The sequence below is a fragment of the Bradyrhizobium sp. genome (assembly GCF_049519115.1).
Classification (GTDB): Bacteria; Pseudomonadota; Alphaproteobacteria; order Rhizobiales; family Xanthobacteraceae; genus Bradyrhizobium.
In genome coordinates this window covers 1-26,257 of record NZ_JBEKRB010000054.1, presented here as the reverse complement: position 1 = coordinate 26,257, position 26,257 = coordinate 1, and the positions used below count along the sequence as shown (strand labels likewise).

At 60.9% G+C, this 26,257-nt stretch carries 24 protein-coding genes; 15 read left to right on the top strand and 9 right to left on the bottom strand.

What is annotated here, in order from left to right; genetic code table 11:
- Positions 1-16 precede the first annotated feature (16 nt).
- Together ABSE61_RS29505 and ABSE61_RS29500 are read left to right on the top strand one after the other, a co-directional pair.
- The gene (locus tag ABSE61_RS29505) at positions 17-805 is read left to right on the top strand and encodes a FadR/GntR family transcriptional regulator (RefSeq protein WP_423874693.1); all 789 of its coding nucleotides are present in this window, start codon (positions 17-19) and stop codon (positions 803-805) included.
- Between the two features lie 223 nt (positions 806-1,028).
- Entirely contained in the window at positions 1,029-1,799 is a 771-nt protein-coding gene (locus ABSE61_RS29500; protein WP_423874692.1) for an alpha/beta fold hydrolase, read from the top strand.
- Positions 1,800-1,824: 25 nt separating this feature from the next.
- On the opposite strand, the gene ABSE61_RS29495 is transcribed toward ABSE61_RS29500, so the two are convergent.
- The 4 genes from ABSE61_RS29495 to ABSE61_RS29480 form a co-directional block, all read right to left on the bottom strand.
- Complete coding sequence (locus ABSE61_RS29495; RefSeq protein ID WP_423874691.1) at positions 1,825-2,526, bottom strand: molybdate ABC transporter substrate-binding protein; 702 nt, start codon at positions 2,524-2,526, stop codon at positions 1,825-1,827.
- Positions 2,523-4,649 carry a xanthine dehydrogenase family protein molybdopterin-binding subunit gene (locus tag ABSE61_RS29490; RefSeq protein ID WP_423874690.1) on the bottom strand — a complete coding sequence of 709 codons (2,127 nt, stop codon included), beginning with the start codon at positions 4,647-4,649 and terminating at the stop codon, positions 2,523-2,525. Before ABSE61_RS29490 ends, ABSE61_RS29495 begins: the two co-directional genes overlap by 4 nt.
- A 169-nt stretch (positions 4,650-4,818) precedes the next feature.
- Positions 4,819-5,289: a (2Fe-2S)-binding protein gene (locus tag ABSE61_RS29485; RefSeq protein ID WP_423874689.1), complete on the bottom strand. Its 471-nt coding sequence runs from the start codon at positions 5,287-5,289 to the stop codon at positions 4,819-4,821.
- On the bottom strand, positions 5,290-6,267 hold the full coding sequence (locus ABSE61_RS29480) for a tripartite tricarboxylate transporter substrate binding protein (protein WP_423874708.1): 978 nt from the start codon (positions 6,265-6,267) through the stop codon (positions 5,290-5,292). It lies immediately after the preceding gene.
- A gap of 192 nt (positions 6,268-6,459) precedes the next feature.
- Here ABSE61_RS29480 and ABSE61_RS29475 point away from each other — a divergent pair, with 192 nt between their 5' ends.
- From ABSE61_RS29475 to ABSE61_RS29455, 5 genes are all read left to right on the top strand, one after another.
- Positions 6,460-7,527: an ABC transporter substrate-binding protein gene (locus ABSE61_RS29475; RefSeq protein WP_423874688.1), complete on the top strand. Its 1,068-nt coding sequence runs from the start codon at positions 6,460-6,462 to the stop codon at positions 7,525-7,527.
- 61 nt (positions 7,528-7,588) lie between these two features.
- Complete coding sequence (locus ABSE61_RS29470; protein ID WP_423874687.1) at positions 7,589-8,962, top strand: MmgE/PrpD family protein; 1,374 nt, start codon at positions 7,589-7,591, stop codon at positions 8,960-8,962.
- A 176-nt stretch (positions 8,963-9,138) separates the two neighbouring features.
- Complete coding sequence (locus ABSE61_RS29465) at positions 9,139-9,888, top strand: SDR family NAD(P)-dependent oxidoreductase (RefSeq protein ID WP_423874686.1); 750 nt, start codon at positions 9,139-9,141, stop codon at positions 9,886-9,888.
- A 95-nt stretch (positions 9,889-9,983) separates the two neighbouring features.
- A complete protein-coding gene (locus tag ABSE61_RS29460; protein WP_423874685.1) occupies positions 9,984-12,122 on the top strand; it encodes a molybdopterin oxidoreductase family protein in 2,139 nt (712 codons plus the stop codon).
- A gap of 223 nt (positions 12,123-12,345) precedes the next feature.
- Positions 12,346-13,128, top strand: a complete 783-nt coding sequence (locus tag ABSE61_RS29455) for an enoyl-CoA hydratase/isomerase family protein (RefSeq protein ID WP_423874684.1) — start codon at positions 12,346-12,348, stop codon at positions 13,126-13,128.
- Between the two features lie 172 nt (positions 13,129-13,300).
- Here the strand turns inward: ABSE61_RS29455 and ABSE61_RS29450 are convergent, their stop codons facing one another.
- Entirely contained in the window at positions 13,301-15,004 is a 1,704-nt protein-coding gene (locus ABSE61_RS29450) for an amidohydrolase (RefSeq protein ID WP_423874683.1), read from the bottom strand.
- Between the two features lie 164 nt (positions 15,005-15,168).
- On the opposite strand from ABSE61_RS29450, the gene ABSE61_RS29445 reads away from it, so the two are divergent.
- From ABSE61_RS29445 to ABSE61_RS29430, 4 genes are all read left to right on the top strand, one after another.
- The gene (locus ABSE61_RS29445) at positions 15,169-15,390 is read left to right on the top strand and encodes a DUF6894 family protein (protein ID WP_423874682.1); all 222 of its coding nucleotides are present in this window, start codon (positions 15,169-15,171) and stop codon (positions 15,388-15,390) included.
- Between the two features lie 682 nt (positions 15,391-16,072).
- A complete protein-coding gene (locus ABSE61_RS29440; RefSeq protein WP_423874681.1) occupies positions 16,073-16,861 on the top strand; it encodes an IclR family transcriptional regulator in 789 nt (262 codons plus the stop codon).
- Positions 16,862-17,087: 226 nt separating this feature from the next.
- The gene (locus ABSE61_RS29435; RefSeq protein WP_423874680.1) at positions 17,088-18,269 is read left to right on the top strand and encodes an aminotransferase class V-fold PLP-dependent enzyme; all 1,182 of its coding nucleotides are present in this window, start codon (positions 17,088-17,090) and stop codon (positions 18,267-18,269) included.
- A gap of 97 nt (positions 18,270-18,366) precedes the next feature.
- The gene (locus ABSE61_RS29430; RefSeq protein WP_423874679.1) at positions 18,367-19,665 is read left to right on the top strand and encodes a dicarboxylate/amino acid:cation symporter; all 1,299 of its coding nucleotides are present in this window, start codon (positions 18,367-18,369) and stop codon (positions 19,663-19,665) included.
- A gap of 199 nt (positions 19,666-19,864) precedes the next feature.
- Here ABSE61_RS29430 and ABSE61_RS29425 read toward each other — a convergent pair whose 3' ends face one another.
- On the bottom strand, positions 19,865-20,506 hold the full coding sequence (locus tag ABSE61_RS29425; protein WP_423874678.1) for a c-type cytochrome: 642 nt from the start codon (positions 20,504-20,506) through the stop codon (positions 19,865-19,867).
- Between the two features lie 385 nt (positions 20,507-20,891).
- Between ABSE61_RS29425 and ABSE61_RS29420 the strand changes: the two genes are divergently transcribed.
- From ABSE61_RS29420 to ABSE61_RS29405, 4 genes are read left to right on the top strand one after another with little or no spacing between them, the layout of a single operon-like run.
- On the top strand, positions 20,892-22,454 hold the full coding sequence (locus ABSE61_RS29420) for a cytochrome C (RefSeq protein ID WP_423874677.1): 1,563 nt from the start codon (positions 20,892-20,894) through the stop codon (positions 22,452-22,454).
- Positions 22,455-22,484: 30 nt separating this feature from the next.
- A complete protein-coding gene (locus ABSE61_RS29415; protein WP_423874676.1) occupies positions 22,485-23,270 on the top strand; it encodes an outer membrane protein in 786 nt (261 codons plus the stop codon).
- Between the two features lie 32 nt (positions 23,271-23,302).
- Positions 23,303-23,968 carry a c-type cytochrome gene (locus tag ABSE61_RS29410; RefSeq protein WP_423874675.1) on the top strand — a complete coding sequence of 222 codons (666 nt, stop codon included), beginning with the start codon at positions 23,303-23,305 and terminating at the stop codon, positions 23,966-23,968.
- Positions 23,969-24,028: 60 nt separating this feature from the next.
- Positions 24,029-24,634 (top strand): cytochrome c4, encoded by a 606-nt coding sequence (locus tag ABSE61_RS29405; RefSeq protein ID WP_423874674.1) that lies wholly within the window; start codon positions 24,029-24,031, stop codon positions 24,632-24,634.
- A gap of 60 nt (positions 24,635-24,694) precedes the next feature.
- Here ABSE61_RS29405 and ABSE61_RS29400 read toward each other — a convergent pair whose 3' ends face one another.
- The 3 genes from ABSE61_RS29400 to ABSE61_RS29390 all read right to left on the bottom strand — a co-directional run bounded on the left by ABSE61_RS29400 (position 24,695) and on the right by ABSE61_RS29390 (position 25,699).
- Positions 24,695-24,886, bottom strand: coding sequence for a hypothetical protein (locus tag ABSE61_RS29400; protein WP_423874673.1), 192 nt, complete (start codon positions 24,884-24,886; stop codon positions 24,695-24,697).
- Between the two features lie 6 nt (positions 24,887-24,892).
- Positions 24,893-25,258, bottom strand: coding sequence for a hemerythrin domain-containing protein (locus ABSE61_RS29395; protein WP_423874672.1), 366 nt, complete (start codon positions 25,256-25,258; stop codon positions 24,893-24,895).
- A gap of 186 nt (positions 25,259-25,444) precedes the next feature.
- Positions 25,445-25,699, bottom strand: a complete 255-nt coding sequence (locus ABSE61_RS29390) for a phasin family protein (protein WP_423874671.1) — start codon at positions 25,697-25,699, stop codon at positions 25,445-25,447.
- Positions 25,700-26,257: the final 558 nt, after the last annotated feature.

The following is a 26,257-nucleotide window of genomic DNA, read 5'->3' as shown; positions in this document are numbered from 1 at the left end:
ATGCTAAACTTGTACGATGACCCGACAACATCAGTCAAGCTCGGCCGCGTCCGATACCGCGCAGCGTCAGCGCGAGCTGCTGCTGCGGCCGCTGGAGGCGCCGAAAAGCCTGAGTTCGGAAGTGGTCGACCGGCTGGCCGAACAGATCATGTCCGGCAAATTGCCGATCGGCGCCAAGCTGCCCTCGGAACAGGAAATGATGAAGGGCATGGGCGTGAGTCGCACCGTGGTGCGCGAGGCGGTGGCGGCGTTGCGCGCGCGCGGCCTTGTCATCACGCGGCAAGGGGCGGGAGCCTTCGTCGATCGCGACGTCAGCCGGCAACCCTATGCGATCGATCCCGAAGGTCTCGGTTCGCTCGACAGCGTGCTCGATATTCTGGAGTTGCGCATGGCGGTGGAATCGGAAGCCGCCGCGATTGCGAGCGAACGGGCTACGCCAACGCAGGTCAAGGCGATCGGTGAGGCCCATCGCGTCTTCAGCCACGCCATCACCAGTGGCGAACGCGCGATCAAGGAAGATTTCGCGTTCCATCAGGCGATTGCCACCGCGACCCAGAACAGCCGCTTTGTCGAGTTCCTGGATTTTCTCGGCCGCCTGATCATTCCGCGGCAGAGCATCCGCTCGTTTGAGGGCACCGCCGAAGGTCCGCGCCAATATCTCGCCCGCATCGAGAAAGAGCACGAGGCGATCTTCCAGGCGATCGGCGGCCACTCTCCAAAGAAGGCGAGGGACGCCATGCGCGGACACTTGCTCAAAAGCCGCGAGCGCTATCGCGAACTGGCGTCGAAAAAAGCGGTACCCTAGCGCGGCGCCGGTGCCAAATTCCGCACGCGAGAACGCAGAATCACGCCCCCGTGACGCCGCGTAACAAAATGCCGTTTCGTTCAGAATATACTGTTGCGCGGATGGCTCAGGCGAAAGCCTGTCACGCCGCGAGCCTATGACGAGTTTGAGAGCGCTGAACATTGTTTCGCCGGCACTCTCGTCTAGCTGATTCAAACTCCAATTTAACACAAGGAGACATCCGATGAATCGACGCACGTTCATGAGCGTGGCGGCTGCGGGTGCGGTCAGCACGCTGATCCCGGCCGCCGCTGCTCAGCAGCAAGCGCCGGTGGCGGCCCGAAATGTCGTGCTGGTGCACGGGTTGTTCGCCGATGGATCATGTTGGTCCGAGGTAATCCTGCGGTTGCAGGCGAAAGGGCTCAATGTCACGGCCGTGCAAAACCCGCTGACGACGCTGCCCGAAGCGGTGGCTTCGGCCGAGCGCGTGTTGGCGCGACAGGATGGTCCGACGGTGCTGGTTGGACATTCCTTCTCCGGAATGATCGTCACGGAAGCCGGCGTGCATCCGAACGTGTCGGCCCTTGTCTATGTGGCGGCGCGGGCGCCGGACGCGGGCGAGGATTACACCGCGTTGGCCAAGACATTTCCGACGCCGCCGGCATCCGCGGGGATCGTTTTCGACGGCGACGAAGGGCGTCTTTCCGAGGCTGCATTCTTGCGCGATTTCGCGGGCGACCTGCCGGAAGCCAAGGCAAAGGTCCTCTATGCGACTCAGGAGCCGTTCCAAAAGGCTCTGCTCGCGGGCAAGACGACGCATGCGGCGTGGCGGTCGAAGCCGAGTTTCTATGCCATTTCGACCGAGGACCGGACGATCAATCCTGATCTTGAACGCTTCATGGCCAAGCGGATGGGCGCCAAGACCATCGAAGTGAAAGCAAGCCACCTTGCGCTGATATCGCAACCCGACGCGATCGCTGGTCTGATCCTCGAGGCAGCCGGGCAGAAAGTTTAAACGGGGCCTGCTGTCCAACTGGGCCCTAAACCAGCAGAAAGCCCGCGCGTTCGCGTAAATGCTGCTGATTGGCTGATGTCAACAGATCGATCAGCACTTGCGCCTCGCGTGCGTGAGCGGCCTTCGCTGTCACGGCGGCCGTATAGACGGTCGCAAGGTCGCATCCCTTCGGCAGGGCGCCGGAGAGTTGGATGCCTTGGGTGGCAATAATTTCAGTCGCTTGCGTGCAGCCGATCGGTTTCCGAGCGTCGGTTTCGGCCATGTGGCGCATCGCGGTCGCGCCGTTTGGGTAGATCTTCAGGCGGTTTGCGACTTCGTCGGCAATACCGAGCTGAGCCAAAACTTTCGCGACATGGATGCCGGCAGTGGAAGCCTTGGTGTCCGGCACGAAGATCGCATCCGCCGCCAGAAACGCCGCACGCAGGCTTGCGGCATCGGGTGCCGAGACCAGCGGATCAACTGATCGAACCGCAAGCGCGGTCTCGACCCGGCCGACATCTTTTACCCAGGTGCGATCCACAAGCTTCTCGCCCGTGAGCGTGGCGATCAAGGCCGAGGTGAGGACGACAATGTCGGCGAGCGTGCCCTCGCGCAATTTCGTAGCCATCGCGCCGACCGCGCCGAACTCGCCGGATATATCGAGGCCGGTCTGCTCCTTGAATTTCGCAGCGAGGCTGCCGACAAGGCCTTGCGCCGCGCCGCCGCTTAAGATGTTTAAACTTGTCACGACGATAGCTCCATGGCGGCGATCAGGCGATCGCGCGTGATTGGCAAATCGCGAAGGCGCACGCCCAGCGCATCGAATACGGCGTTCGCAATCGCTGCGGTCACCGGGCCGTGCGCGGCTTCGCCGGCGCCGACCGGATCGATCTCCGGGCGCGAGATCACCTCGACATCGACCTCAGGTACTTCGGAAAACAGCAGGATCGGGTAATCAGTCCAGGAGTTGCTGGTGATGCGCGTCTTGTCGAAGCGAACGCGCTCCTTCAACACCCAGCTTGTGGCCTGAATCGCGCCGCCCTCGATCTGGTTGATGACGCCGTCGGGGTTGATCGCTTCGCCGACATCGACGGCCAGCGTCAATTTCCGCACGCGAATGTCCTCACCGACTTCGACCTCGGCCACGGCGGCACAATAGGCGCCGGTGTTCTTGTAACGGGAAAAGCCGATGCCGTAGCCGATGCCGTCTTGCGCGGCCGGCTTCCAGCCCGCGCGGCGAGCCGCCGCCTCAACGACGGCCCTCGAGCGCGGGTCGGACAGATGCCGCAGGCGAAACGCGACGGGGTCTTCGCCGCGCTCGGAAGCGAGTTCATCGAGAAAGGATTCGATCGCAAACACATTGCCCTGTGCGCCGAGCGTTCGCAGCGCCGAGGCGCGGATCGGCATCGTTGTGAGGCGATGCGCTTCGACATGCCAGGACGGAAAATCGTACAGCGGAATCGAATTGCGGTCAGAACCACCGCCGGCGCCCGCCGGCGGATCGACCGCAATGGCGCGCGGAAACGGCGTGGCGAGTTCGGATGCGGCCAGCAATGTCGGGAGATCACCTCGGCCCGGCCGCGCGGTGTGGCCGTTGCCCCAGATGCTGTGGCGCCAGCCGACGATCTCGTCTTGGGCATCGAGATCGGCCTCGATCTCGATGGTCATCGCCGCGCCGAATGGCGCATGCGACATTTCATCGGCGCGAGACCATTGCACGCGCACCGGGCGTCCGTTCGCGGCTTTCGCCAGCAACACCGCGTCAAGCGCGACGTCGTCGGCGCCATTATGGCCGTAGCAGCCGGAGCTTTCGACGTGTTCGACGATGATGCGGTCGGCGGGAATTTTCAGCACCAGCGCGAGATCGGAACGCAGCAGATAGACGCCCTGGCTGTGGGTCCAGATCTTTAGCCGTTCGCCGTCCCATTGCGCCATGGCGCAGGACGGTGCTATCGAGCCGTGGGCAATATAGGGCCGGGTATATTGGCGGCTCAGCGTGCGAGCGATGGCCGCCGATGAAGCGGCCTTCTTGCTGGCGATGACGGCGGTTTCCGCAGGCTGGCTCTTCGACCACTCCGCAAAACCGTCTTCGTCGGGCAACGCTTCACCCGACGACCATGTGGCGCCTTTGCGTAAAGCAACGAGAGCTGCTTCCGCACCTGCCTCGGTTTCACAGACGACGCCCGCAAAATTGCCGTCGCGCACGATCGCAAACAAGCCTTCGACCTTGCGCGCGCGCTCCTCGTTCAATTCGACCAGGGTCGCATGCGCAAGGTCCGCGCGAAGCACGCGGCCGTGCAGCAGGCCGGGCAGCGCCAAATCATGAATGAAACGCGGGCGGCCAAAAATCTTGTCGGGAATATCGAGCCGCTGGATGGAATGACCGGCGATCGCGCGCTGCTCTATTGACTTCGGAAGCGCAGCCGCCGTGGCGTCGCGATCGAGCGAGATGTCGCCGGCGAGTTCCCAATAGCTCGTCGAGACGTTGCCGGGACCGGTAATCGTGCCGTCGTGGATCGAGAGCACGTCGGGCGCAACGCCCAGGCGTTCGGCGGCCGCCTCGAGAAAAAGCTTCCGGATTTCCGCACAAGCGAAGCGGATCGCGCGGCCCGAGTGCTGTACCGAAAGACTTCCCGACGTGACGCCTTCGTTGGGGCTGCCGGCGGTCGAGGTCCGCACCATCCGCACGCGGGTGAACTCGACATCGAGTTCGTCGGCGGCGATTTGCGCCAGCGCCGTGACGATGCCCTGGCCAATCTCGACCTTGCCGGGCGAAACGATCACCTGTCCTTCGGAATCGAAATTGATCCACGACGACAGTTTGGGATTGGCCGCCAGACTAATGCTCACTTTCCGAAGTTCGTGCTCCATCTCAGCAACCACCTTTCACGAACTTCGGAAAGTCATGAGCATTAGCAGAATTATGATTCGAGTGCCGCGTTTTCCATTTGAAGTTCCTGGATAGCATGTGCCGCTTGGAGCGCAGGAACTTCAAAATGGGCGGCACTCGGCGGCATCAGCGGGGAGGCGGGTTTGGCCGTCATGGCGCGCGCATCTCGGCAGCCGCACGCAGGATGGCGCGCACCATGCGGTTATGCGAACCGCAGCGGCAGAGGTTGCGGTCGAGCGCGGCCTTGATCTCCGCGCTGGTTGGATTCGAATTTCGCTTCAACAACGCGGCGGCGCTCATCAGGATTCCGGACAGGCAATAGCCGCATTGCAGCGCCTGTTCGGCGATAAAGGCGCGCTGAAGCGCATGCGGGTTTTGCTCGCTGCCAAGGCCTTCGATGGTGGTGATGTCTTTGTCGGCGATGGACCACAGCGGCGTGTCGCAGGAATTGATGGCGTGGTCGTTGACGATGACGATGCAGGCGCCACACTCGCCGGCGCCACAGCCGAAATGCGATCCGGTCAGGCCGAGTGGGCCGCGCAAAGCCGTGAGTAAGGGCGTATCGGGATCGGCGTCGATTTCGGTCTCGGCGCCATTCAGGCGAAAATGAATTGTGGGCATCTATTGCCGCTCGGGAAATTGCTTGACGACCTCGGCCCACTTCACGATGTCGCCGCGCAGGAATTTGTCGAACGCCTCCGGCGTCATCGACATCGGCGCGGCGCCCTGATCCGCCCATAGCTTGACGATCTCGGGCCGCATGATCGCCTCGTTCACGGCGGCATTGAGTTTGTCGACGATGGCTTGCGGCGTTCCCTTCGGCGCCATCAGGCCGAGCCAGATCGTGGCTTCATATCCGCTGACGCCGGCTTCATCAGCGGTCGGCACGTCTGGCAAGACGGCGGAGCGCGTCTGGCCTGTGGTGGCGAGCGCGCGAACCTGGCCCTGCGCAACGTTCGGCGCCATGGTGGTGACGGCATCGATCATCATCTGCACCTGGCCGCCGATGACGCCGCCGCGTGCTTCGCCGCTGTTTCGATATGGCACGTGAACGACGTCGATGCCGGCGACTGTTTTAAATAACTCGCCGGCCATGTGGTACGGCGTGCCCTGGCCGGAAGAAGCGTAATTGAGTTTGCCCGGCTGCGATCTTGCGAGCGCAATGAATTCCTTCAGCGAGTTCGCCGGCACCGACGGATGCACGACGATCACGAGGTCGGCGACATTGAGCGGCGCGATCGGCACGAGGTCGCGCATCAGGTCATATTTGCGCTGCGGCACCAGCGATTCATTCGCGGTCTGGGCGTTCGACATCAACAGCAGCGTGTAACCGTCGGGCGCGGATTTGGCGGCTTCCTGCGTCCCGATCACCGAGCCGGCGCCGGGACGGTTCTCGATCACGAAAGGTTGCTTGAGATTCTCGGCAAGCGCGTTGCCAAGCACGCGGGCGGCGACGTCGGCAGGTCCGCCTGCGCCAAAGGGAACGATGATCCGCACCGCGTGATCGGGATAGTCCGCGGCGTGGCTTGCGGAGGCGACAAACGCCTGCAGGCCAAGGACAACCGCGGTTAACGCAGCTCTCGTGCCTGCCAATCCCATCTTGGCGGACCTCAAACTTGTGGCTCCCATGTCTCGGCGGACCCTTTCGGGACGGGCCTTTCAGCTTGGTCTTTTGACGCGAATGGAAGCCCAAGTCCAGCAACCGGGTGGTGGACTTGCACTTCGTGGACGGCATAAAATGGGCCTGGTTAAGCCGGCTCAAGCCGGTCAAATAAAGCGATCAGGGAAGAAATGAAAAAGACAAGAATTTCCCGAAGGGCCGCGCTGAAGGCGGCAGGCGGACTGCTCGCAAGCTCGGCCTTTGCGACCCGCGTGCTCGCGGATGCGCCGGCCGCGGAGGCGGTCTCGCCGGCCCTGATCGAGGCGGCCAGAAAAGAGGGCCAGGTCGTCCACTACACCTCGACCGACCTCCCCGTTGCCGAAAAACTCGCCAAAGCGTTTGAGGCGAAATATCCCGGTATCTCCGTGCGCGTCGAGCGCACCGGCGCCGAGCGCGTGTTCCAGCGCATCGGCCAGGAATATTCCAGCAACATCCATGCGGTCGATGTGGTGAATTCGTCCGACGCCTCGCATTTCATCGTCTGGAAGCGCGATGGCCTGCTCGAGTCTTACGTGCCCGATGATGTCGCGAAGTTCTATCCGCCGGAGCATCGCGATCCCGACGGGCAGTTTGCAAGCTGGCGGATTTGGCTTTCCATCATCGCCTACAACACCGGCATGGTGAAGACGGACGATGCGCCGAAAAGCTTCGCCGATCTGCTCGACCCCAAATGGAAAAGCAAGATCGTCAAGGGCCATCCCGGCTACAGCGGCACCATCATGACCGCGACCTATCAGTTGCAGCGCGATCTCGGCTGGCCCTGGTTCGAACAGCTCGCCAAGCAGAACGTGATGCAGGTGCAGTCCTCGGCCGATCCGCCGAAGAAGCTCGAACTCGGCGAGCGCGCCGTCATGGCCGATGGTAACGAATACAACATCCTGCAACTGAGAGAGGGCGGTCGGCCGGTCGCGCCGGTTTATGCCGCGGAGGGATCGCCAATGATCATCGGTCCCAACGGCATTTTCAAAGGGGCGCCCAACCCCAACGCGGCAAAACTTTTTCAGTCGTTCTGTTTCAGCCGCGAAGCCCAGCAGCTCATCATCGACGTCGGCGGATTGCGCTCGCTGCATCCGCAGACCAAGGAGAAACCGGGTTGGGCCTCGCTAAAGGACATCAAGACCTTAAAGGATGATGCCGCGGCCGTGGAGCAACAAGGCAGTGCCATCAGGCAGCGCTACACCCGCATCTTCCGCGTCTGATCTCCCGCCCAAGTTTCCCGCCCAAGTCTCCCGCCCAAGTCTCCCGCCCAAGGCTAAATTCATGACATCCGAACTGCCTGACATAGCTGTTGCCGAAACGCTTGCCAGGAAAATTGCCGCGCTGAAGCCGGGAGCGTTGCCGGTCGAGACCGCGCGCAAATGCGAAGACCTGCTGATCGACATCGTTGGCCTCTGCGTCACCGCGCGCAATGAGGACTACGTGAAGGCGGCGCTCGCGGGCTTCGACGATGACGGGCCCTGCACCGTGATCGGGCATGGTCGCACCTTGACCGCGTCCGGCGCCGCCTTCGTCAACGGCACCGCTGCGCATGGCGAAGATTTCGACGACACGTTCGAAGGCGGCCCGGTGCATGCGGGTGCGGTGATTGTGCCGGCGGTGTTGGCGGCCTGCGAGCGCCATCATCCGGACGGCCGTTACGCGCTGACCGGGATTGCGGTCGGCACCGAAGTGCTCTGTCGTTTGAGCCTAGTGGTGCCGAAGGCCGTGCACAAAGCGGGCTTTCACCCGACCGCGATCTTTGGCGCGATGGGGGCGGCCGCCGGCGTCGGCGCCGCGCTGGGCTTAGGCGCTAAACAGATCGTCGATGCGCTCGGCATTGCCGGCAGCATGTCGAGCGGCATCATCGAATATCTCGCGGAAGGCGCTTGGACCAAGCGGATGCATGCCGGCTGGGCGGCGCAGTCGGGCATTCGTGCCGCGTTGCTCGCCAAACATGGCTTTGTCGGTCCGCGCACCGTGTTCGAAGGCGTGCACGGGCTGTTTCATGGTTTCGCCCACACCACCAAGGGCGACTACGACGCGCTCACCGGCGATTTCGGTACGCGCTGGGTCACGGATACGCTGGCGTTCAAGCCCTATCCCTGCGGGACGATGGCGCAGCCTTATATCGATTGCGCCAAGCGGCTCGCCGCGAGCGGCATCCAACCGGAAGATATTGAGAGCATTCTCTGCGAGGTCGCGGAGGGCACAGTTCACCGGCTGTGGGAGCCGCTCGAGGACAAGCAGCGCCCTCGCAACGGCTACTCCGCGAAATTCGCCGTGCCGTATTTGCTGGCCGCCGGCTTCGTCCATGGCGGTGTGGGCTTAGGCGCCTTCACGGAAAGTGCGATCCGCGACGAACGCGTGCTTGCGCTCGCATCAAAAGTGAAATTCGTGATCGATCCCGACAATCCCTATCCGAACAACTATACCGGCCACATCAAGGCAACGTTGAAGGACGGCCGCGTGATCGAGGACCGGCAGCCTTATTTGCGCGGTGGCGTAAAGGAGCCGCTGCCACGGCAGGATGTCACCGATAAATTCGCGCTCAACGTCCAGCACGGCGGCTGGAGCAAGGCGCAGGGTGAGGCGGCGCTGAAATTGCTCGGCGGCCTTTACGGCGGGAAGATCGATTTGAGCGGACTTCGCGGTTAGTTGCCGTCATGGCCAGGCATAGGCGAGTTTAAGATCGTCATGGCCGGGCATAGCGGGCCAAAGGACGGCGTCGCTTACGCTCGCCTATGCCCGGCCATCCACGTCTCACTTCGCGGCGGCAAAGACTTGGACGCCCGGCATAAAGCAGGGCATGACGATGATTGAAGGGACAAGGAATGACAGAACTCAACGGCAAAGTCGCGATCGTCACCGGCTCCGGCCGCAACATCGGCCGCGCGATTGCGCTGGCGCTGGCGGATGACGGCGCCTCCGTCGTCGTCAATACCCGCAGCAATCGCGATGAGGCCAAAGCGGTCGCGCGCGAAATCGAGACCGTCGGCCCAAAGGCGCTGGTTCATGTCGGCGACATCGCCGATCCCGCTTCCGTGCAGGCCATGGTCGATCTGGCCATGGAAGAGTTCGGCCGGATCGACATTCTCGTTAACAACGCAGCACTGCGCCGGGAAAAGCCGTTTGCCGAGATGACCTATGCCGACTGGCGCGAGGTCATGAACGTCATCCTCGACGGCACCTTCCATTGCGTGAAGGCCTGCCTGCCGCACTTGAAAGCAAGCGGGGCGGGGACCATCGTCAATGTCGGCGGCTTGAGCGCGCATACCGGCGCGTCCGATCGCGCCCATGTGGTGACGGCGAAGGCCGGCATCGTCGGCTTCACCCGTGCGCTCGCCCACGATCTTTCCCCCGACGGGATTACCGTCAATTGCGTCGTGCCCGGCATCATCGGCACGCCGCGCCCGAGGAACACGCCGGAGCCGGCGCACCACCTGATCCACCGGACCATCACCGGCGAGCGCGGCAAGCCGGAAGACGTCGCGGCGGCCGTCCGGTTTTTGTGCAGTCCGGGGGCGCGCTATATCAACGGCCAGGCGATCCACGCCAATGGCGGGGCTTATCTGGGCGGCTAAACCCCCGCCGATCTGCATGGCTTGCCCGCCTTTTGCGCAGGAATTTCCCGTTTCTTACGCTGGCGACTCCCGGTTTTGATGTTAATGATAAGGTCATGAACCAGCACGCTAAAATCGAGGCTCCGGCCACGCGGGCCAAGGTGGCCATCCGGCATTCGACATGCCCGCACGATTGCCCGTCGGCCTGTGCGCTCGATATCGAGGTGATCGACGATACCTCGATCGGCCGTGTCCGCGGTTCCAAGCTGCAGACCTACACGGCCGGCGTGGTTTGCGCCAAGGTCGCGCGCTACGCCGAACGCGTCCATCATCCTGATAGACTGACCTATCCGATGTTCCGCGTCGGCCCCAAGGGATCGGGCAAGTTCGCGCGGATTTCCTGGGACGATGCGCTGGACGAGATCGCCAACCGCTTCAACGCCGCGGAGCGCGACTTCGGCGCGGAATCGGTCTGGCCTTATTACTATGCCGGCACCATGGGGCTCGTGATGCGCGACGGCATCAACCGCCTCGCACACGTGAAGAAGTACTCGCGGTTTTATGGGACGATCTGCTCGACCATCGCGCGCGTCGGCTTTGCCGCCGGCACCGGCAAGGTCGCCGGCGTCGATCCGCGCGAGATGGCGCTATCCGATTTTGTGGTGATCTGGGGCACCAACCCGGTGCATACCCAAGTCAACGTGATGACGCATGCGATGCGTGCCCGCAAGGAGCGCGGCGCCAAGATCGCGGCGATCGACGTCTACAACAACGAGACGATGAAGCAGGCCGACGTCAAAATCCTGGTACGGCCGGGTACCGATGGCGCCTTTGCCTGTGGCGTCATGCACGTGCTGTTCCGCGAAGGCTATGCCGACCGCGAGTACATGGATCGCTACACCGACTTCCCCCAAGAGCTCGAAGCGCATCTGAAGACGCGCACGCCGGAATGGGCGTCGGCGATCTCGGGCGTGCCGGTGGAAGAGATCGAAGCCTTTGCCCGCATGGTCGGCCAGACCAAGCGGAGCTTTTTCCGTCTCGGCTATGGCTTCACCCGCAGCCGCAACGGCGCGGCGCAGATGCACGCCGCGCTTTGCATTCCAGCGGTGACCGGCGCCTGGCAGCATGAAGGCGGCGGCGCGTTCTTCAACAATGCCGCGCTCTGGAAATTCGACGAGTCCATTATCGAGGGCCACGACGCGATCGATTCCACGACGCGGCGGCTCGATCAGTCCAAGGTCGGACGCATCCTCACCGGCGATCCGGCCGCGCTCCACAACGGCCCGCCGGTCAAGGCGATGCTGATCCAGAACACCAATCCGATGACGGTGGCACCGGAGCAGGCGCTGGTGCGTCGTGGTTTCGCGCGCGAGGATCTGTTCGTCGCGGTGCACGAGCAGTTCATGACCGAGACCGCGCGGATGGCCGATCTGGTGCTGCCGGCAACGATGTTCATAGAACATGACGATCTTTATTACGGCGGCGGCCACCAGCACATTTCGGTCGGCGCCAAGCTGATCGAGCCGCCCGGCGAGTGCCGTTCCAACCATCAGGTGCTCCAGGGCCTCGCGACGCGGCTGAACATCTCGCACCCCGGTTTCGAGATGTCGCCGCGCGAATTGATCGACGCGACGTTGCGCAAGAGCGGCCATGGCGGTCTCGCCGAACTCGAGGCCGATCTGTGGCGCGATCTGCAGCCGGATTTCCGCACCTCGCATTATCTCGACGGTTTCGCGCACAAGGACGGCAAATTCCACTTCAAGGCCGACTGGGCCAACGTCCCGCTCGCCAATGCCGGCATGATGGGGGCGTGGGACCAGATGCCCTCGCTGCCCGATCACTGGACCGCGATCGAGGAAGCGGACGAGGCGCATCCGTTTCGTCTGGCAACGAGTCCTTCGCGCAGTTTCCTCAATACGTCTTTCAACGAGACGCCGTCGTCGCAGGCGCGCGAGGGCGCCCCCAACGTGATGATCCATCCCGACGATGCGGCGAAATTCGGGATTGCGGACGGCGATGCCGTCACGCTTGGTAACTTGCGCGGTGAGACCACGCTGATCGCCAAGCATTTCGATGGCGTGCGCCGCGGCGTGTTGATTGCGGAATCGATCCATCCCAACAAGTCCCATATCGGTGGCCGCGGCATCAACATGCTGACCGGCGCGGAAGCTGTCGCCCCGGTCGGCGGCGCTGCGTTCCACGACAACAAGGTCTGGCTGAAGAAGGCCGACGCGGACGCGATTCCGACGCCTTAGATAGGTGCTTCTTCACCTCCCCCTAAAAGGGGGAGGTTGGCTCGCCGAGCGCTCGTGCGCTTCGATGCGAGCCGGGAGGAGGTTACCGGTTCCCGCTTTATAGGTTGCCAACAACGCTTCGCGCTATTGACCCCATCCCAACGCTCCCCCTTTCAGGGGGAGGGGGTGCTCTGCCGTTGCTCATGCTCTAATATCCGCCCAATCATAAGGGCGGAAGACAACCATGAATGACACCTCAAGCGTCCTCGTCGAAAAGCGCGGATCGAGCCTCTGGATCACCATCAACCGGCCGGAGAAGCGCAACGCCGTCAACGCTGATGTCATCGCCGGCATCGCGAGGGGATACCGCATCGCCCATGACGATGCGCAGGTGCGGGTCATCGTGCTGACCGGGGCCGGCGACAAGGCGTTTTGTGCCGGTGCGGATTTGCAGAATACTGGTGGGGCGTTCGCGCAGGATTTCTCCAGGCCCAATGTCGATTTCGCGGATCTCCTGCGGCTGTCCCAGAACGCGACCAAACCCGCGATCGCGCGGGTCAATGGCGTCTGCATGGCCGGCGGCATGGGGCTGTTGTGCATGACCGACATGGCGGTCGCCTCCGACCATGTGTTCTTTGGTTTACCTGAAGTGAAAGTTGGCGTGTTTCCGATGCAGGTGTTGAGCCTGCTGCAGACGATCGCGCCGCGGCGAGTTGTCAACGAGTGGGCGATCACCGGGGAGCCGTTCGACACGAAAACCGCGCAAGCCGCCGGGCTATTGAATTACGTCGTGCCGCGTGCCGAACTCGACGCCAAGATCGAATGGCTGATCGGCCGCATCACCGACAAATCGCCGACCGCGATCCGGCGCGGCAAATACGCGATGCGCGCGATCGCCTCGATGTCGTTTGACGAGGCGATCGCCTATACCGAGACCCAGATCGCGCTGCTGTCGATGACCGAAGACGCCAAGGAGGGGCTGAAGGCGTTTGCCGAGAAGCGCAAGCCGGTGTGGCCGGGGAAGTAAATCTCAATGTCGTCCCTGCGAACGTAGGGACCCATACGCCGTGTCGTTAATTTTGAACGATACTGTTCGCAGACTTTGCGCTGCAACTGACGCCTGTGGTTATGGGTCCCTGTGTTCGCAGGGACGACGACTTTTGAGCGGCACCCAGGCCTTCAATCCGTTCGTCTCGTTGTTACTCATACCCCGGTGCGCGATAGACCTCGCGGCCGCCGACCCAGGTCGACAGCGCCTTCATGTCCCGGATGGTCACAGGCCTAGTGGTGAGGAAATCATCCGTCAGCACGGCGAAGTCGGCCAACTTACCCGGCTCGATCGAGCCGCGGGTTTTTTCCTCTCCAATAAGCTTGGCATAGTTGATGGTGACGAGCTTGAGCAGTAGCGGCCGCGAGGCGATCTTCTGGTCTTCGCCGTAGACGCCGTCCGAAATCGTGTCGCGGCTCGCCATGTGGTACAGGTTCCAGAACGGATTGAACGGCACCACGGGGCTGTCGGTGCCGCCGGCGACGAGCAGGCCCGCATCGAGATAGGTCTTTACTGGCGTGACTTCGCTCGCGGTGTCCCAGCCCCAATATTTCTTCAGCACAGGCGCTGCGAGATAGAGGTGATCCTGCGCCGAGACCGCGATATCGAGCGCCTTCAGGCGCGCGACCTGTTCGGGCCGCGAGACAAAGGCGTGCTCGACCGACCAGCGTTTGCCTTTGATCGACGAATCCTTGTCGGCCGCCGCATAGGCGTCGAGAACCTCGTCGAGCGCCGCATCGCCCACCGCATGGGTGATGACGTGCCATCCCTTGCCGTTCAGCTCGCGCACCACTTCGGTGTAGGCCGGCGGTGGCGACACAATGAGGCCGGTGAATTTCCCGCCCTGGCCGTAAGGTTCGAGATAGGGCTTTGAGAGGTGGCCGCCTTCAAATCCGCCATCGACCAGCAGCTTGACGCCATCGACTTTCACCCAGTCGTCGCCTTCGCCCTGATGGGTGCCCCAGGACTCGATCGCCTTGCGCGCGGCCTCCGCCGAGCGCAGCGAGAAGCCCGGCATGTAGACGGTCCAGCGCAGCGTCAGCTTTCCTTCCGCCTCCGCCTGCTTCATCAGGTGGTAGGCCTGGATCATGTCGCCCTTGTAGGAGCCTGGAATGCGAAGCGCGGTCATGCCGTAAGGCGCCACGGCCCTCTGGGTCGCGAGAATATCGTCTATGCTCAATGGCTTTGGACGCGGCAGCGTCACCATTGTCCGCGCTTCGTCGAACAATTCGCCGGTCAACTCGCCAGCGTCGTTGCGGCTGATCTGCCCGCCCGCCGGCACCGGCGTGTCCTTGGTGACGTTCCACTTCTTCAACGCGGTGGTGTTGAGAATGTATTCGTGGCCGCCGCGTACCAGTACGACCGGCTTGTTGGGCGCGGCCTGTTCGATCTCTTCGGCCGTCGGCAAGCGTTGCTCTTTCAACTGCGCCTCGTGCCAGTCGGAATTGGAGACAATCACCGTGTCCACTGCGGCTGCTGCTGCGGCGTTGGCGACCGTCGTCAAGAGTTCGCCAAGCGAGCGTACGTGACTGAGATCGACGCCGGAGCCTCCGCCCTCATTGTGGAAGTGGTCGTCGGTGATGCCGGGCGATACGAAGCGGCCCTTCAGATCGATCACTCTAGTTTGCGGGCCGACATAACGGCGCACGTCGCCATCGGTCCCGGCCGCCACGAAACGATCGCCCGCCACCGCGAAGCCCTGCACCACATGATCTGCTTCGTCGGCGGTAAAGACCTTTCCGTTGACGAACACGATATCGGCGGGTGCGGGCGCTTGCGCGAAAGCGGCGCTGTTCACGGTCAGGGCGGCGGCGGCGATCACGAGTCCAGTTCGCAGTTCGGTTCGCAGTTTCATGGGCGCTCCTTTTTATTGATTGGTAGAGCTGGCGATGCGGTTTACCTCTCAAGCCAATAGCAGAGGCGCAGGGGCTTACAAAGCGGGTGTGCCGCTTGGCTAGATCAATGCGTCTTTTGTGGGCTGCTGCGACACTTCTAATATTGCAACCAACGGATTTTCTGATGCGAACATATTATTTTGATAGGAAAGACGGAGCCGTCACGAGAGATACGGTGGGCATGCAATTTTCTACAACCTCCGCGGCTATTGAACATGGAAAGCATCTGGCGCGCCAGCTTCGCGGTGATCCTCGGCTCGCCGATCCTGATCTCTTCATCAGAGTGATCGACGAGTCCGGCGCAGAAGTTTACCGCGAGCCGGTCTACAAAGGAAAAGCGCAGTAGCGCGGCTGCGCTGCCCGCTTTTTGAGGGCAGAGCTCGGCGCCGCCGTCGTGATTTGCAAACCCTTGAAGTCCAAAACGCTGGCGAAGTCATCTGGAGCTTTAATCGGATAATTGAGAGCACGCCTCACCATTCCGGCGCGAATGCCGCCCGAGTCTTTGCCGGATCACGTCCCTCGTTAGGTGAGGGCGCAGGGGAAGCTGGGCGCGCAGCAGGCACCCGTAGCCTCGCCTGCAAATAAAAAAGCACACGAGTTAGTCCACCACAGGTACCACCGGATCACCCTGCTTTCCCGCGCGACGGTTTTAACGGCCTATTTCGTGCTCCCCTTGGTGAACCGGCTTTTTGTCACCATTGCCTCGCGGATGCCTCCGCGAAACGTAATGCCAGCATCGGGGCGTCAGGCCCACACGACTTCGCCGTCCGCTTGTCCGCGCATTCGTCTTGTGCGTGACAAGCGTCCACCGCATCCCGCGCCCAACGTTTTGCGACGATCGCGAAACGCCCATGTGGGCGCGGGACGATGCGGATTCTGCCGGTGATTTGGGGACGCGATCAACTGCGGCACATTGGCACGACGGGCAAATCACTTGTCGTGCTTTGACGGTGTGTCAAGGGAATGCTTTCATTCCCGGCCGGGCGCGTGACGAGCAATCCGGGCACCTTTCACACAAGGACGATATTGTGGCCGACGACCCCGGACATTCCAACGATGGACCACTGGATCGCGCCATAGCTATCCTGACCTTCGTTGCCGAGCAGAAGAAGGCTCTCTCGGCTGCCGAAATCGCCGCCGCGCTTGGCCTTCCGCTCCCGACCGCACATCGGCTCATCGGCAATCTCGAAAATCGCGGGTTGATCCAGAAAGCTCTCGGGACGAAACGTTACGTGGTCGGAAGCAAGCTGGTTACGCTCTCGGCCAAGACCATCGGAGCGGCGTTTCGTACCGTGCGGCGGCACGCCGTCCTGAGTGCTGTCGCCGACCGCATCGGCGAGCAGTGCGAAATCGGCGTCGTCCGCGACAACGTCGTGGTTTACGTCGACAGCGTCCGCTCGAAGCAGCAGCAAGCGTTGCAGTTCAATCCCGGAGACGCGGCCCCACTCCACTGCACCTCGACGGGCAAAATCTACATGAGCCGGCTCCCCGCGAAAGTCCGGCAACGGCTGGTGCATTCACTCTCTCTCATTCGATATACCCCGACGACGATTGCCGATCCCGAAGAGTTGTTGGCGCTCTTGGAGGAGACGCGAAGCAGAGGCTGGGCGAAGACAAACGAGGAGTTCGTTCGCGGGGTAGTGGGTTGCGCCGTGCCGATCGTCTCCCCGGCAGGTGATCTCATCGCGTGCCTGGGAGTTTCGGTGCCGGCGGCTCGTGTGGGTTTTGCCGGCCTGGATGCATTCATCGGTCCGTTGCAGCAAGCAGCGGCGTTGTTGTCTGAAACGATCCTTCAGGACAATGAGGATGTCATTTGATTCTCAATTTTCGGAATAAAAACTCTCGTTTTTTATCGCTCCGGCTCGACCTTAAACGGGCTTGGTGTATCTTTGAGGCAGATGATTGAGCTGATCGAATTTCACGCAGCTCCTTGCTGATCCAAAGCTACGATCTAAGCCGCCGAACCCTGAACGAACTGACCCTAAAGCACCCGCCGGACCGTCCGGCGAGATGCATCGCCATGCCAAAGTTTCCGGAGCGATCATGACCCCGCATTATGACGTTGCCGCCGTTCGCAAGTCCTTTCCGGCGGCCGAGCACATCGTCTACCTCGATAGCGGTTTCCAGACGCCGCTGTCGCTTCCGGTGAAGGAGGCGTATGAGCGCTTTTTACGGGAAGGGCTTGAGACCGCCGGCCCCAAGCAGATCTGGCTCAAACGTCTCGAAGAAACCCGTGCCAAGGTCGCGACCTTCCTTGGCGTCAAACCGCACGAAATCGCTTTCACCAAGAACACGTCCGAAAGTATGAACATCGCCGCCAACGCGCTGCCGCTTCGCGCCGGCGACAAGATTCTCATGATCCATGGCGATCATCCCAACAACGCTTATGCCTTCTTGAATCTTCAGAAGAAGGGCGTGGAAATCGTCTTCATTCCCATGACGGAAGTGATGGACGCCGAGAGTTTTCGGCCGCACATCGACGAAAGGACGCGTGCGATCTCGATGTCGCATGTCACGTTCCACGCCGGGCATCGGTTCGACGTCGAGAGCGTGGGCGAGCTCTGCGCGCAGCATTCCCTCTACTTCGTCGTGGACGTGATGCAGGGCATCGGTGTGGTGCCAATCGACGCCAAAGCCATGAAGGCGGCCTTCATCGGCTCCGGCACTCACAAGGGCCTGCTGGTGCCACAAGGGCTCGGTCTCCTCTACTGGGACGCAACGCGAACCGAGCTCGAACCGGCCTATCTTGCGGCTGCGAGCCTTGCCGAGCCGCCGCTCGATTTCATCGCCCGGCCGGACAACGTGGCCTTGCCGGCGACGGCGAGTCGTTTCGAACTCGGAAACCATAACCTTCCGGCGATCCAGGGCCTGGGCGCGGCGCTCGATTTCATCAACACGGTTGGCATCGAAAAAATTCAGCGGCACTGTTTCGACCTCGGCGACTATCTGATCGAACATCTTGATCAACTCGACGTTGGGCTGGTCGGCCCGCGTGATCGCCAACACCGCGCGCCGCATATCTACGTCATCGCTTTGCCGGTGGCCGATTGGCTGGAATATTTCACGCAGAATGGTATCCGCGTCTCGCCCGAGCGCGACGGGATCCGGGTGTCGCTCGGTATGTTCAACACCATGGCAGACATTGACAGGCTGATTGAGGCCATCCGCGCCCGCAACGTGCCCTCTGTTCAGACCCGTACAGCCGTCCTGTCCAAACTCGGATAGGCCGATCAGGAGTTCAATCCGCGACGGCATCCCGAGACGCTGAAAAGCGCCACAGCTCGGATGCTGTAGACCTTCAGGTGGCGCGGAGAATGACGTTATGCAGGTTGGCAGCAAAACTCAGAATCCAAACCGGCTCACCACCTATATCATGGTCAGCCTGTTCGTCGGCATCGCCGCAGGTTACGTGTGCAACACGCTCGCAAGCCCGGAGCAGGCGAAAGTTATCGCCGGCTATTTCACTATCGTGGCTGATATCTTTCTGCGGATGATCAAAATGATCATTGCGCCGCTGGTGTTTGCGACGATCGTCTCCGGAATTTCCAGCCTTGGCGCCAGCGGCGGTGCCGTCGGGCGGATCGCCGTCAAAGCATTAGCCTGGTTCATCACCGCGTCGGTGATATCGCTGCTGGTCGGACTTTTGCTTGCGAACGTGCTCCAGCCAGGTCACGGCCTTGGTCTGACGCTGCCCGAGGCAAATGCCACAACCAACGTTCAAACCGGCAGCTTGAATATCAAGGATTTCGCCGCTCACGTATTCCCCATCAGTGTCGTTCAAGCGATGGCGGGGAACGAAGTGCTGCAGATCCTCGTGTTCTCGATGTTCTTTGGCTTCGCGCTGAGCGCCGTCAAGGTCACACTTGCTCCGGACATCGCAAAGTCGATCGATCAAATCGTCCCGGTCATGCTCAAGTTCACCGACTATGTCATGCGTTTCGCGCCGCTCGGTGTGTTCGCAGCGATGGCCGCCGTAATCACCACGCAGGGAGTGGGGGTCCTCGTCACGTACGGAAAATTCGTCAGCGCCTTCTACTTCGGCCTCGCGGTCCTCTGGCTCATCATCATCTTCGCCGGCAGCCTCGTGCTCGGCGGAGCCATCAAGCCACTGCTTCGCCTGCTGCGACAGCCGATGATGATCGCTTTCTCGACCTCCAGTAGCGAGGCGGCCTTCCCGAAGATGATCGAGCAGCTGATGAAATTCGGCGTCTCGGAGCGGATCACCGGTTTCGTCCTGCCGCTCGGCTACTCGTTCAACCTCGATGGTTCGATGATGTACCAGACGTTTGCGGCGCTGTTCGTCGCCCAAGCCTTCGGCATCGAGATGCCGATCACGACCCAGATCGCGATGTTGCTTCTTTTGATGGTGACCAGCAAGGGCATCGCTGGTGTACCCCGCGCGTCCTTGGTCGTGGCTGCGGCGACGCTTCCCACGTTTGGCCTGCCGGCCGGAGGCCTCGTCCTGCTGATCGGCATCGACGCCTTTCTGGACATGGGACGGACGATGACCAACGTCATCGGCAATGGCGTCGCGACCGCCGTCGTTGCCAAGTGGGAAAACGAACTCGGTGAGCCAGTTGAGGAAGGTGTCGAATTCCTGCCAGCCGCGGTCGCGGGATAGCTACCTTCGATCCCGCCGCTTCGATGCCGGAGATTGCGAAACGTCCCTCATGTGGGCGCGGGACGATGCGGATTCTGCCGGTCATTTGGGGACGCGATCAACTGCGGCACATTGGCACGACGGGCAAATCACTTGTCGCGCTTTGACGGTGTGTCAAGTCCCAAGCCTCGGCCCTGCGCAAGCTCCGGTAAACTCGACGTCACTCCAGCGAGCTGAGATAGGTGGCGACGGCCCGGATCTGCGCGTCCGTCAGATTGTGAGCAATGGGTTGCATGATGGCGGAGTTGTCCGGATTGTTCTTGTCCTGGCCGCGCTCCTTGTCCCAATTCGTCAGCTTCTTGTAGACGTAGTCGTGAAGCTGTCCCGCCAGGCGCGGAAACGCGTCACGGCCCCTGGCATCATCGCCGTGGCAGGAAGCACATGGCGGAACGTCGGATTTCACGACACCTTCAAGATAGATCTTTTTGCCCTCGGTCAGGTTCTCTCTCGATATGCCGTCCAGCGGCTTTGGATCGAGATCGTGGAATTGCTGCGCCAAGGCCTTCTCCATTTCCGGCGACAGCACATGGGCGACGTTGAACATTACGGGGTTGTTGCGGCGACGTTCGATGAAAGCCTGCAGCTGATTGACGAGATATTCGGGTTGTTGTCCGGCAAGCCGGGGCATCGGATAGGAACCGCGGAAACCCTGACCCTGGAGACCGTGACAGGTCTTGCAGTAATCAATCTTGGCTTTGAGTTCAGATTGCGAAAAGTCAGCCTTGCGCTTTTCCTCTGCGTGCACGGCCAAAGACGTCGCTAAGGCGAAGGTAACCGCCACTAGTGCCGCTGAAATCCGCATCGGACCGCCCCTCGAAAGATGGTCACGTTACGCCGCGCGGGGCAGTCCGATCCAGTTCAATTTTTCCGGCACGAATTGATCCAAATCAAATCGATCCACCCGGATATTTCCAAAGGTGATCAATATTGACCAGGTATGGGAGAAAACCTTCCGTAACCTCTGGTTTTATCGCGTCGACGTGCGACGAAACATTATGTTTCGATGCATGTGGAGTTATTTTGATGCAACTTATAGTTGCCAGAATGATACATTCCCGCGAAAACCAACCAGCTTGCAGCTATTGCCTTAGCTGCGCTTCCCACTCTTGGATTATCGTCGTTCCCGTAATTTGGCTTTTAGGTTCGTGCGGCGGCACGGAGCGTTGCAAAGAACGGGATAGCGCGCCATGCGAAGCGAGGTTGGTCGTATCTCTCAGAGCTTGATTGACTTCAAAGTCATCGCCGCGCTTGCGTTGGTTGCCGTCGCGGCGGGTTGCTTGACGCTCCTTTCCATTTCCCCTGCGCAAGCGTTGCCGAGTTTCGCACGACAGACCGGGCAACCTTGCGGCACCTGCCATACCGATTTTCCCGCGCTGACGCCGTACGGCCGAAGATTCAAGCTGCTCGGATACACGACCGGCGGCGGCGAATTCCGCACGACGCCGTTCTCCTCGCAAACCGCGATAAACGCGCGCGCCGAATATGAAAAGATGATGGGTTACGTGAAGACACTGAATTCGTCGCAACCCTCTTCGATAAAGACAGAGGAAGTCAAGGAGTGGGTGCCGCCGGTCTCGATGATGGCCATCGTCGGCTACACGCGCACCCAGGCGGACCTGACCGGCGCAGATCCCTACAGTCCGAACAACAATGTGGTGCTCTCACCCTTCAGTGCATTCTGGGGCGGCGCGATCACCGACCATATCGGCGCCTTCGCGCAGGTGACCTACAACGCAATTGGGCCAGGTCCTTCGGCAGATCCGTTCGATCGCCATACCTGGACCTGGGACAATACCGATGTTCGCTATGCCAGCACCGCCCATCTCGGCCCGCTCGATATCATCTACGGCATTACAGCCAACAACAATCCAACCGTGCAGGATGTCTGGAACAGCACGCCAGCATGGAGCTTCCCGTACGCAGTATCGAACGTCTTTGGTCCACAAAACCCAGCGACGGTGATCGAGGGCGCCTTCGCCGCGCATGTTGGAGGCGTCGGCACCTATGCCTTCATCAACGACCTGCTTTACCTCGAAATTTCGGGTTACAAGACGCTGGGCTTCAGCGCGCAGAACAATCTCGGCACCGACCCGTTCGATGCGCCCGGACAGCTCAGTGGCGTCGCGCCTTACTGGCGCGTCGCGCTGGAGCCGCACTGGGGCAGGAACACGCTGATGGTCGGCGCGTTCGGCGGACAGTTCAATGTCCATCCCTGGATCGATTCCAGCTTTGCAACGTGGTCAACCGCGGTATTCCCGCAAGTCGACAAATTCACCGATGTCGGCTTCGACACCCAGTATCAGTACCAGGGCGACAGTTGGTGGCTGACCTTGCGCGGCAGCTATATTCGCGAGTTTCAGCAACTGGGCGCGACATTCGCAAACGGGCTGGGACCGTTTGGGCCCACCAATGCGAACGACCTGCTGAACAGCCTGCACCTGCAGGCGTCGTTTGCCTACGGCGCCGACAACAGAATCGTATTAACGGGACAATATTTCAATCAATGGGGCACCGCCGACGCCGGCTTGTACGGGACCGATCCCGCGAGCGGGCTTGCGATGACGCCTAACACCAACGGCTGGACGGCGGAGATCGCCTATATCCCGTTCGGCGCCGGCAAGATGCCGGGATGGCCGTGGTTCAACGCCCGCATCGGCCTGCAATACACCTATTACAACAAGCTGAACGGCACCACGGTCGGGGCCAGTGCCAACAACACGCTGTTCCTCCATGCCTGGTTTGCGATGTAGGTGGACCTGCCCCTATTCGGAGAGAGTCTGATGAAGAAAATTCGTTTCATCCACGTCGCAGCGCTCGCGGTGACCCTGACGGGGCCGGCGCTCGCAGCCGATCTGCCGATGAAGTCGGAGGCGCCCTATGTTGAGCCGCGGTTCAGCTGGACAGGATGTTATGTCGGCGGACACGTCGGCGGCGGCAAGGGTAGCAAGGCCATGACCGATCCGGTGCAACTGGTGCAGGATTCCTTGATTGCGCCGGGCACAACGGCCGGCGTCACCACCGTGACGACGTCGCCGACCGGCGCGGTGATAGGCGGCGAGATCGGTTGCGACTATCAGTTTTCTTCCAACGTCGTGGTGGGAATCGAAGGCACCGCTTCGGGAACCACCATGAAGGGCAGCGCAATGGTCGGCCTGCCCGCCGGCGTTCCCGGCGATGTCGCGCTGGTGCAGGCCAACAACGACTTTCTTGCTGGTGTGACGGGGCGGGTCGGATATGCCTTTGATACCGTCCTGGTCTATGCCCGCGGCGGCTTTGCGGTCGCGGGCGATAAATACGATGTGAGCGGCGGCACCTTCGCGGGCGGCGGACCGTTCCACTTTCAAGGCGTGGACAATCGCTACGGCTGGATCGCTGGAGGCGGCGTCGACTGGGCATTCGCGCGCCATTGGTCGGCGAATGTCGAATATGACTATTACGGATTCGGCAACGGCAACATTCTGATGACCGACCAGTTCAGCGGCACCACGGGCGTCGTTAACGTCAAGCAAAGTGTCCAGGTCATCAAGGTCGGGCTCAACTTTCACATCTGGGGGTCCGGTTGGTGATACTCGGAGCCCATTTAACTGACGAGGAAGGGGTGGACGGCACGAAGCGGTGCCGGACGACGGCGGCTCGCTTGCGGTTGGCTTTTCAGGCGTCGATCCTGACGATAGCCTTTTCCGTCAGCGTCGCAGCGCAGGAACGAACCGCGCCGGCAGCGAGCGGCTTCGAAGCCAAGCTCGAATATTGCAAGACCTGTCATGGACTACAGGGCCAGGGCTATCTCGGATATTTCCCGATGCCGCGGCTCGCCGGACAACAGCCCGACTATATCGAGGCTCAGTTGCGGGCCTTCATCGAACGCCGGCGCAGCAATCCCATCATGCGCAACGTTGCCCATGTGCTGAGCCCGGCAATGATCTCGTCGCTGGCGAATCATTTCCATCACCTCAATCCGCCGCCGTTCGGCGGCGCGCCGAGGGGCGCAGTCGTGACAGGCAAGCGGATCTACGACGAAGGGTTGCCTGAATCCAACGTTCCCGCCTGCTCCGCTTGTCACGGCGCAGAAGGCAGGGGCCAGAACGAAATTCCAAGGCTGGCAGGCCAGCTCTATCCCTACATGGTCGGCCAGTTGACGGGCTGGAGCAAGGAGCGGGGGCAGGGCACCGCGGTCGATACCTCCGCGATCATGGCGCCGACGGCGCACAATTTGACACGTTCACAGGTTGAAGCGGTGGCGGCCTATGTCAGTAGTTTGCAATGAGTCTTGCCTGCACATCCGGCGATACATTCGTGAATGCATGAGGCGCGAAAGCTTGGGATCATGAAGCGCATTGGGCTGAAAGCGGCGATCCTGGCGTTGGTCGCATCCACTGTTTCCATCGTGTCGGCACTGGCCGGCGATAGTGCGGCCGTGCGCAACTGCACCTGGTGCCACGGTGCCGACGCGCAGGGCTACACCGTAGCACCTCGACTCGCCGGACAACGTCCGCAATACATCATGAAGCAGATCCAGAGCTTCCATGAGCACACGCGAAACAATCCGTTTTCCAGGCAATATATGTGGAACGCGGTGGCCGCGCTCAGTCAGTACGACGCACGTGATCTCGCCAATTATTTCGCGACAATTCCGCCGAAACCCGCCAATGACGGCGATAGCGCACTCGCTGTAAAGGGAAAACAAATCTTCATGGATGGAATTCCCGAGGCCAACATCGTTTCCTGCTATGCCTGTCATGGGCCGAATGGCGAGGGCGTGAGAGACATCCCGCGCCTCGGCGGGCTCGCCTATTTCTATGTCAAGGCGCGGCTGGAACAATGGGGCCAAGGGTATCATTCGACGCTGGGGTCACCGATGCCGCTGGTAGCGAACCATCTCGGGCCTGAGGAAATCGAGGCACTCGCCTCCTATCTGAGCTTTGTTAAATAGGGGAGAATATCGACCCGCTCATCGAAATTCCGGTGCCGGCCACCGCAGATGAAGGTGCGATTACCCTCGTTCGGCCTCGGCTTCTTGCTCCAGCCGCAAGATATGCTCGCGCAGTACACCAAAACGCTCTTCCGTGATATCGCTGAACAGCGGATCCTTGTGCGCCGTCACGGCCGAAGCGATTTCTGTCCAATCATGAGGTTTAAGCGCCCTGATCGCGGCGGGAAAGAAATTTCGATCTTCCGCTGCCATGTGGCGTCACTCGCACATAATGAAATCGCGAATGATGGCATCGACATTCTTCCGGAGGATTTCGCGATCCGCAAGCACGTTCTTGATCGCGTGAGCAACACGGCGCAACCCTTCAACCCCTTTTCGGTGTTCGTCAGCGAGATTGCCGATCTTCGCCGCCGCACCTGGATCGCGCTCCCGCAGCTTGGCGAAGACTAATTCTTCCTGGGGATGGTGATAAACTTCAGTGTAGACCTCAAAGTAACCGATGATTGCGCGAAAAACCTCGTAGTCGGGTCGCTCTCCGCGGTCGAAAACGTCAAGTTCTCGCTCAAAGATTACCAGCAGCTTCTCGATATTTCTGTGCTCTTCGGTTAAGCGCTCGATGATCATGGCCGCGCTCCAATGGTAAACAGATCATTGTTAGCGCTGTTGCCACACGAGGATTTTGCGGCAGATCAAATCCCTTCAGCCGCACACCGTCATGGCGACCTGGCTACGAAGCCGGCCTCATCCTGTTTAACAAATGAAAAACCCGCCAAAGGCGGCGGGTCGTTCGTGGCAAATTCTGTAAAGAAGTCAGTGGTGAATTGGCGTGAACGCTGTTGCGAAGAAATCCTTGTACATTTCGCCGATCTTTTTGGATTCGGCAACGAACGTTTCGTAGCCCGACTTCATATGATCCGTTGTGAGTTTCAACGCTTCGTCTGGAGCCTTCAAGGTAGCGAGTTTCTCAAAATAGGTTTTGTTAGCTTCAAACGCGGCCTTTGCGTAATCGGTTTGAGCAGTTGTTATAGCTGTAAGCTTAGCCTGAACGGGAGCAAGATCGGTCATTGGAATCTCCTTTGAGGACGTTGTGGTTTATCAATCGCGGCACTAGCGGTTCGACATCGCGTTGATGCAACGCGCTGCATCGCGCACTCCGGAATTGCTGGCCAGACCAGCGCCGTCAGCCGTTCAAGAAGTGCCTGATACCGCACCGACGGCCGTGACTTCGGCATATCAGACACGAAAATCGCTGTCCGCAAACCACCAAATAGCATGATCATAAGGACGGCTTTGATCGACTGGTTCATCTCTGCACCCAGGAGCGGAAAAAGAAAAACATCCGCGAATTTAAGGCCGTAGGAGGAATGCTCCGTATCTTAACAGCCGCGATCCTCCTCTGCTCAAGGAAACAAACTACAAGTCCGCGATGGGCTCTTTGTTCTAGATCAATATCCTGGCTTATCAGGCAAGGTGCCGATCTCCGATTTGAGTGTGCGCCGTTTTTTCGGGGCAGAGCGGAAATCGGACTTCGGGGCCGCCAAGGTTGACGGGCCATCAGGGAATACTGTCGTTTCCGGGGCGATGTTTCGTGCCCGAGCTTCTTAACGCAACTAAGTTCCGCGG

Excerpts from the sequence above, each read along its gene's own strand:
- ABSE61_RS29415 (WP_423874676.1), top strand. The coding sequence starts at position 22,485 with ATGAAGAAAATTCGTTTCATCCACGTCGCAGCGCTCGCGGTGACCCTG.
- ABSE61_RS29420 (WP_423874677.1), top strand. The coding sequence starts at position 20,892 with ATGCGAAGCGAGGTTGGTCGTATCTCTCAGAGCTTGATTGACTTCAAA.
- ABSE61_RS29475 (WP_423874688.1), top strand. The coding sequence starts at position 6,460 with ATGAAAAAGACAAGAATTTCCCGAAGGGCCGCGCTGAAGGCGGCAGGC.
- ABSE61_RS29425 (WP_423874678.1), bottom strand. The coding sequence starts at position 20,506 with ATGCGGATTTCAGCGGCACTAGTGGCGGTTACCTTCGCCTTAGCGACG.
- ABSE61_RS29460 (WP_423874685.1), top strand. The coding sequence starts at position 9,984 with ATGAACCAGCACGCTAAAATCGAGGCTCCGGCCACGCGGGCCAAGGTG.
- ABSE61_RS29430 (WP_423874679.1), top strand. The coding sequence starts at position 18,367 with ATGCAGGTTGGCAGCAAAACTCAGAATCCAAACCGGCTCACCACCTAT.
- ABSE61_RS29465 (WP_423874686.1), top strand. The coding sequence starts at position 9,139 with ATGACAGAACTCAACGGCAAAGTCGCGATCGTCACCGGCTCCGGCCGC.
- ABSE61_RS29445 (WP_423874682.1), top strand. The coding sequence starts at position 15,169 with ATGCGAACATATTATTTTGATAGGAAAGACGGAGCCGTCACGAGAGAT.
- ABSE61_RS29400 (WP_423874673.1), bottom strand. The coding sequence starts at position 24,886 with ATGGCAGCGGAAGATCGAAATTTCTTTCCCGCCGCGATCAGGGCGCTT.
- ABSE61_RS29505 (WP_423874693.1), top strand. The coding sequence starts at position 17 with ATGACCCGACAACATCAGTCAAGCTCGGCCGCGTCCGATACCGCGCAG.
- ABSE61_RS29405 (WP_423874674.1), top strand. The coding sequence starts at position 24,029 with ATGAAGCGCATTGGGCTGAAAGCGGCGATCCTGGCGTTGGTCGCATCC.
- ABSE61_RS29480 (WP_423874708.1), bottom strand. The coding sequence starts at position 6,267 with ATGGGATTGGCAGGCACGAGAGCTGCGTTAACCGCGGTTGTCCTTGGC.
- ABSE61_RS29390 (WP_423874671.1), bottom strand. The coding sequence starts at position 25,699 with ATGACCGATCTTGCTCCCGTTCAGGCTAAGCTTACAGCTATAACAACT.
- ABSE61_RS29490 (WP_423874690.1), bottom strand. The coding sequence starts at position 4,649 with ATGGAGCACGAACTTCGGAAAGTGAGCATTAGTCTGGCGGCCAATCCC.
- ABSE61_RS29470 (WP_423874687.1), top strand. The coding sequence starts at position 7,589 with ATGACATCCGAACTGCCTGACATAGCTGTTGCCGAAACGCTTGCCAGG.
- ABSE61_RS29450 (WP_423874683.1), bottom strand. The coding sequence starts at position 15,004 with ATGAAACTGCGAACCGAACTGCGAACTGGACTCGTGATCGCCGCCGCC.
- ABSE61_RS29500 (WP_423874692.1), top strand. The coding sequence starts at position 1,029 with ATGAATCGACGCACGTTCATGAGCGTGGCGGCTGCGGGTGCGGTCAGC.
- ABSE61_RS29485 (WP_423874689.1), bottom strand. The coding sequence starts at position 5,289 with ATGCCCACAATTCATTTTCGCCTGAATGGCGCCGAGACCGAAATCGAC.
- ABSE61_RS29455 (WP_423874684.1), top strand. The coding sequence starts at position 12,346 with ATGAATGACACCTCAAGCGTCCTCGTCGAAAAGCGCGGATCGAGCCTC.
- ABSE61_RS29435 (WP_423874680.1), top strand. The coding sequence starts at position 17,088 with ATGACCCCGCATTATGACGTTGCCGCCGTTCGCAAGTCCTTTCCGGCG.
- ABSE61_RS29395 (WP_423874672.1), bottom strand. The coding sequence starts at position 25,258 with ATGATCATCGAGCGCTTAACCGAAGAGCACAGAAATATCGAGAAGCTG.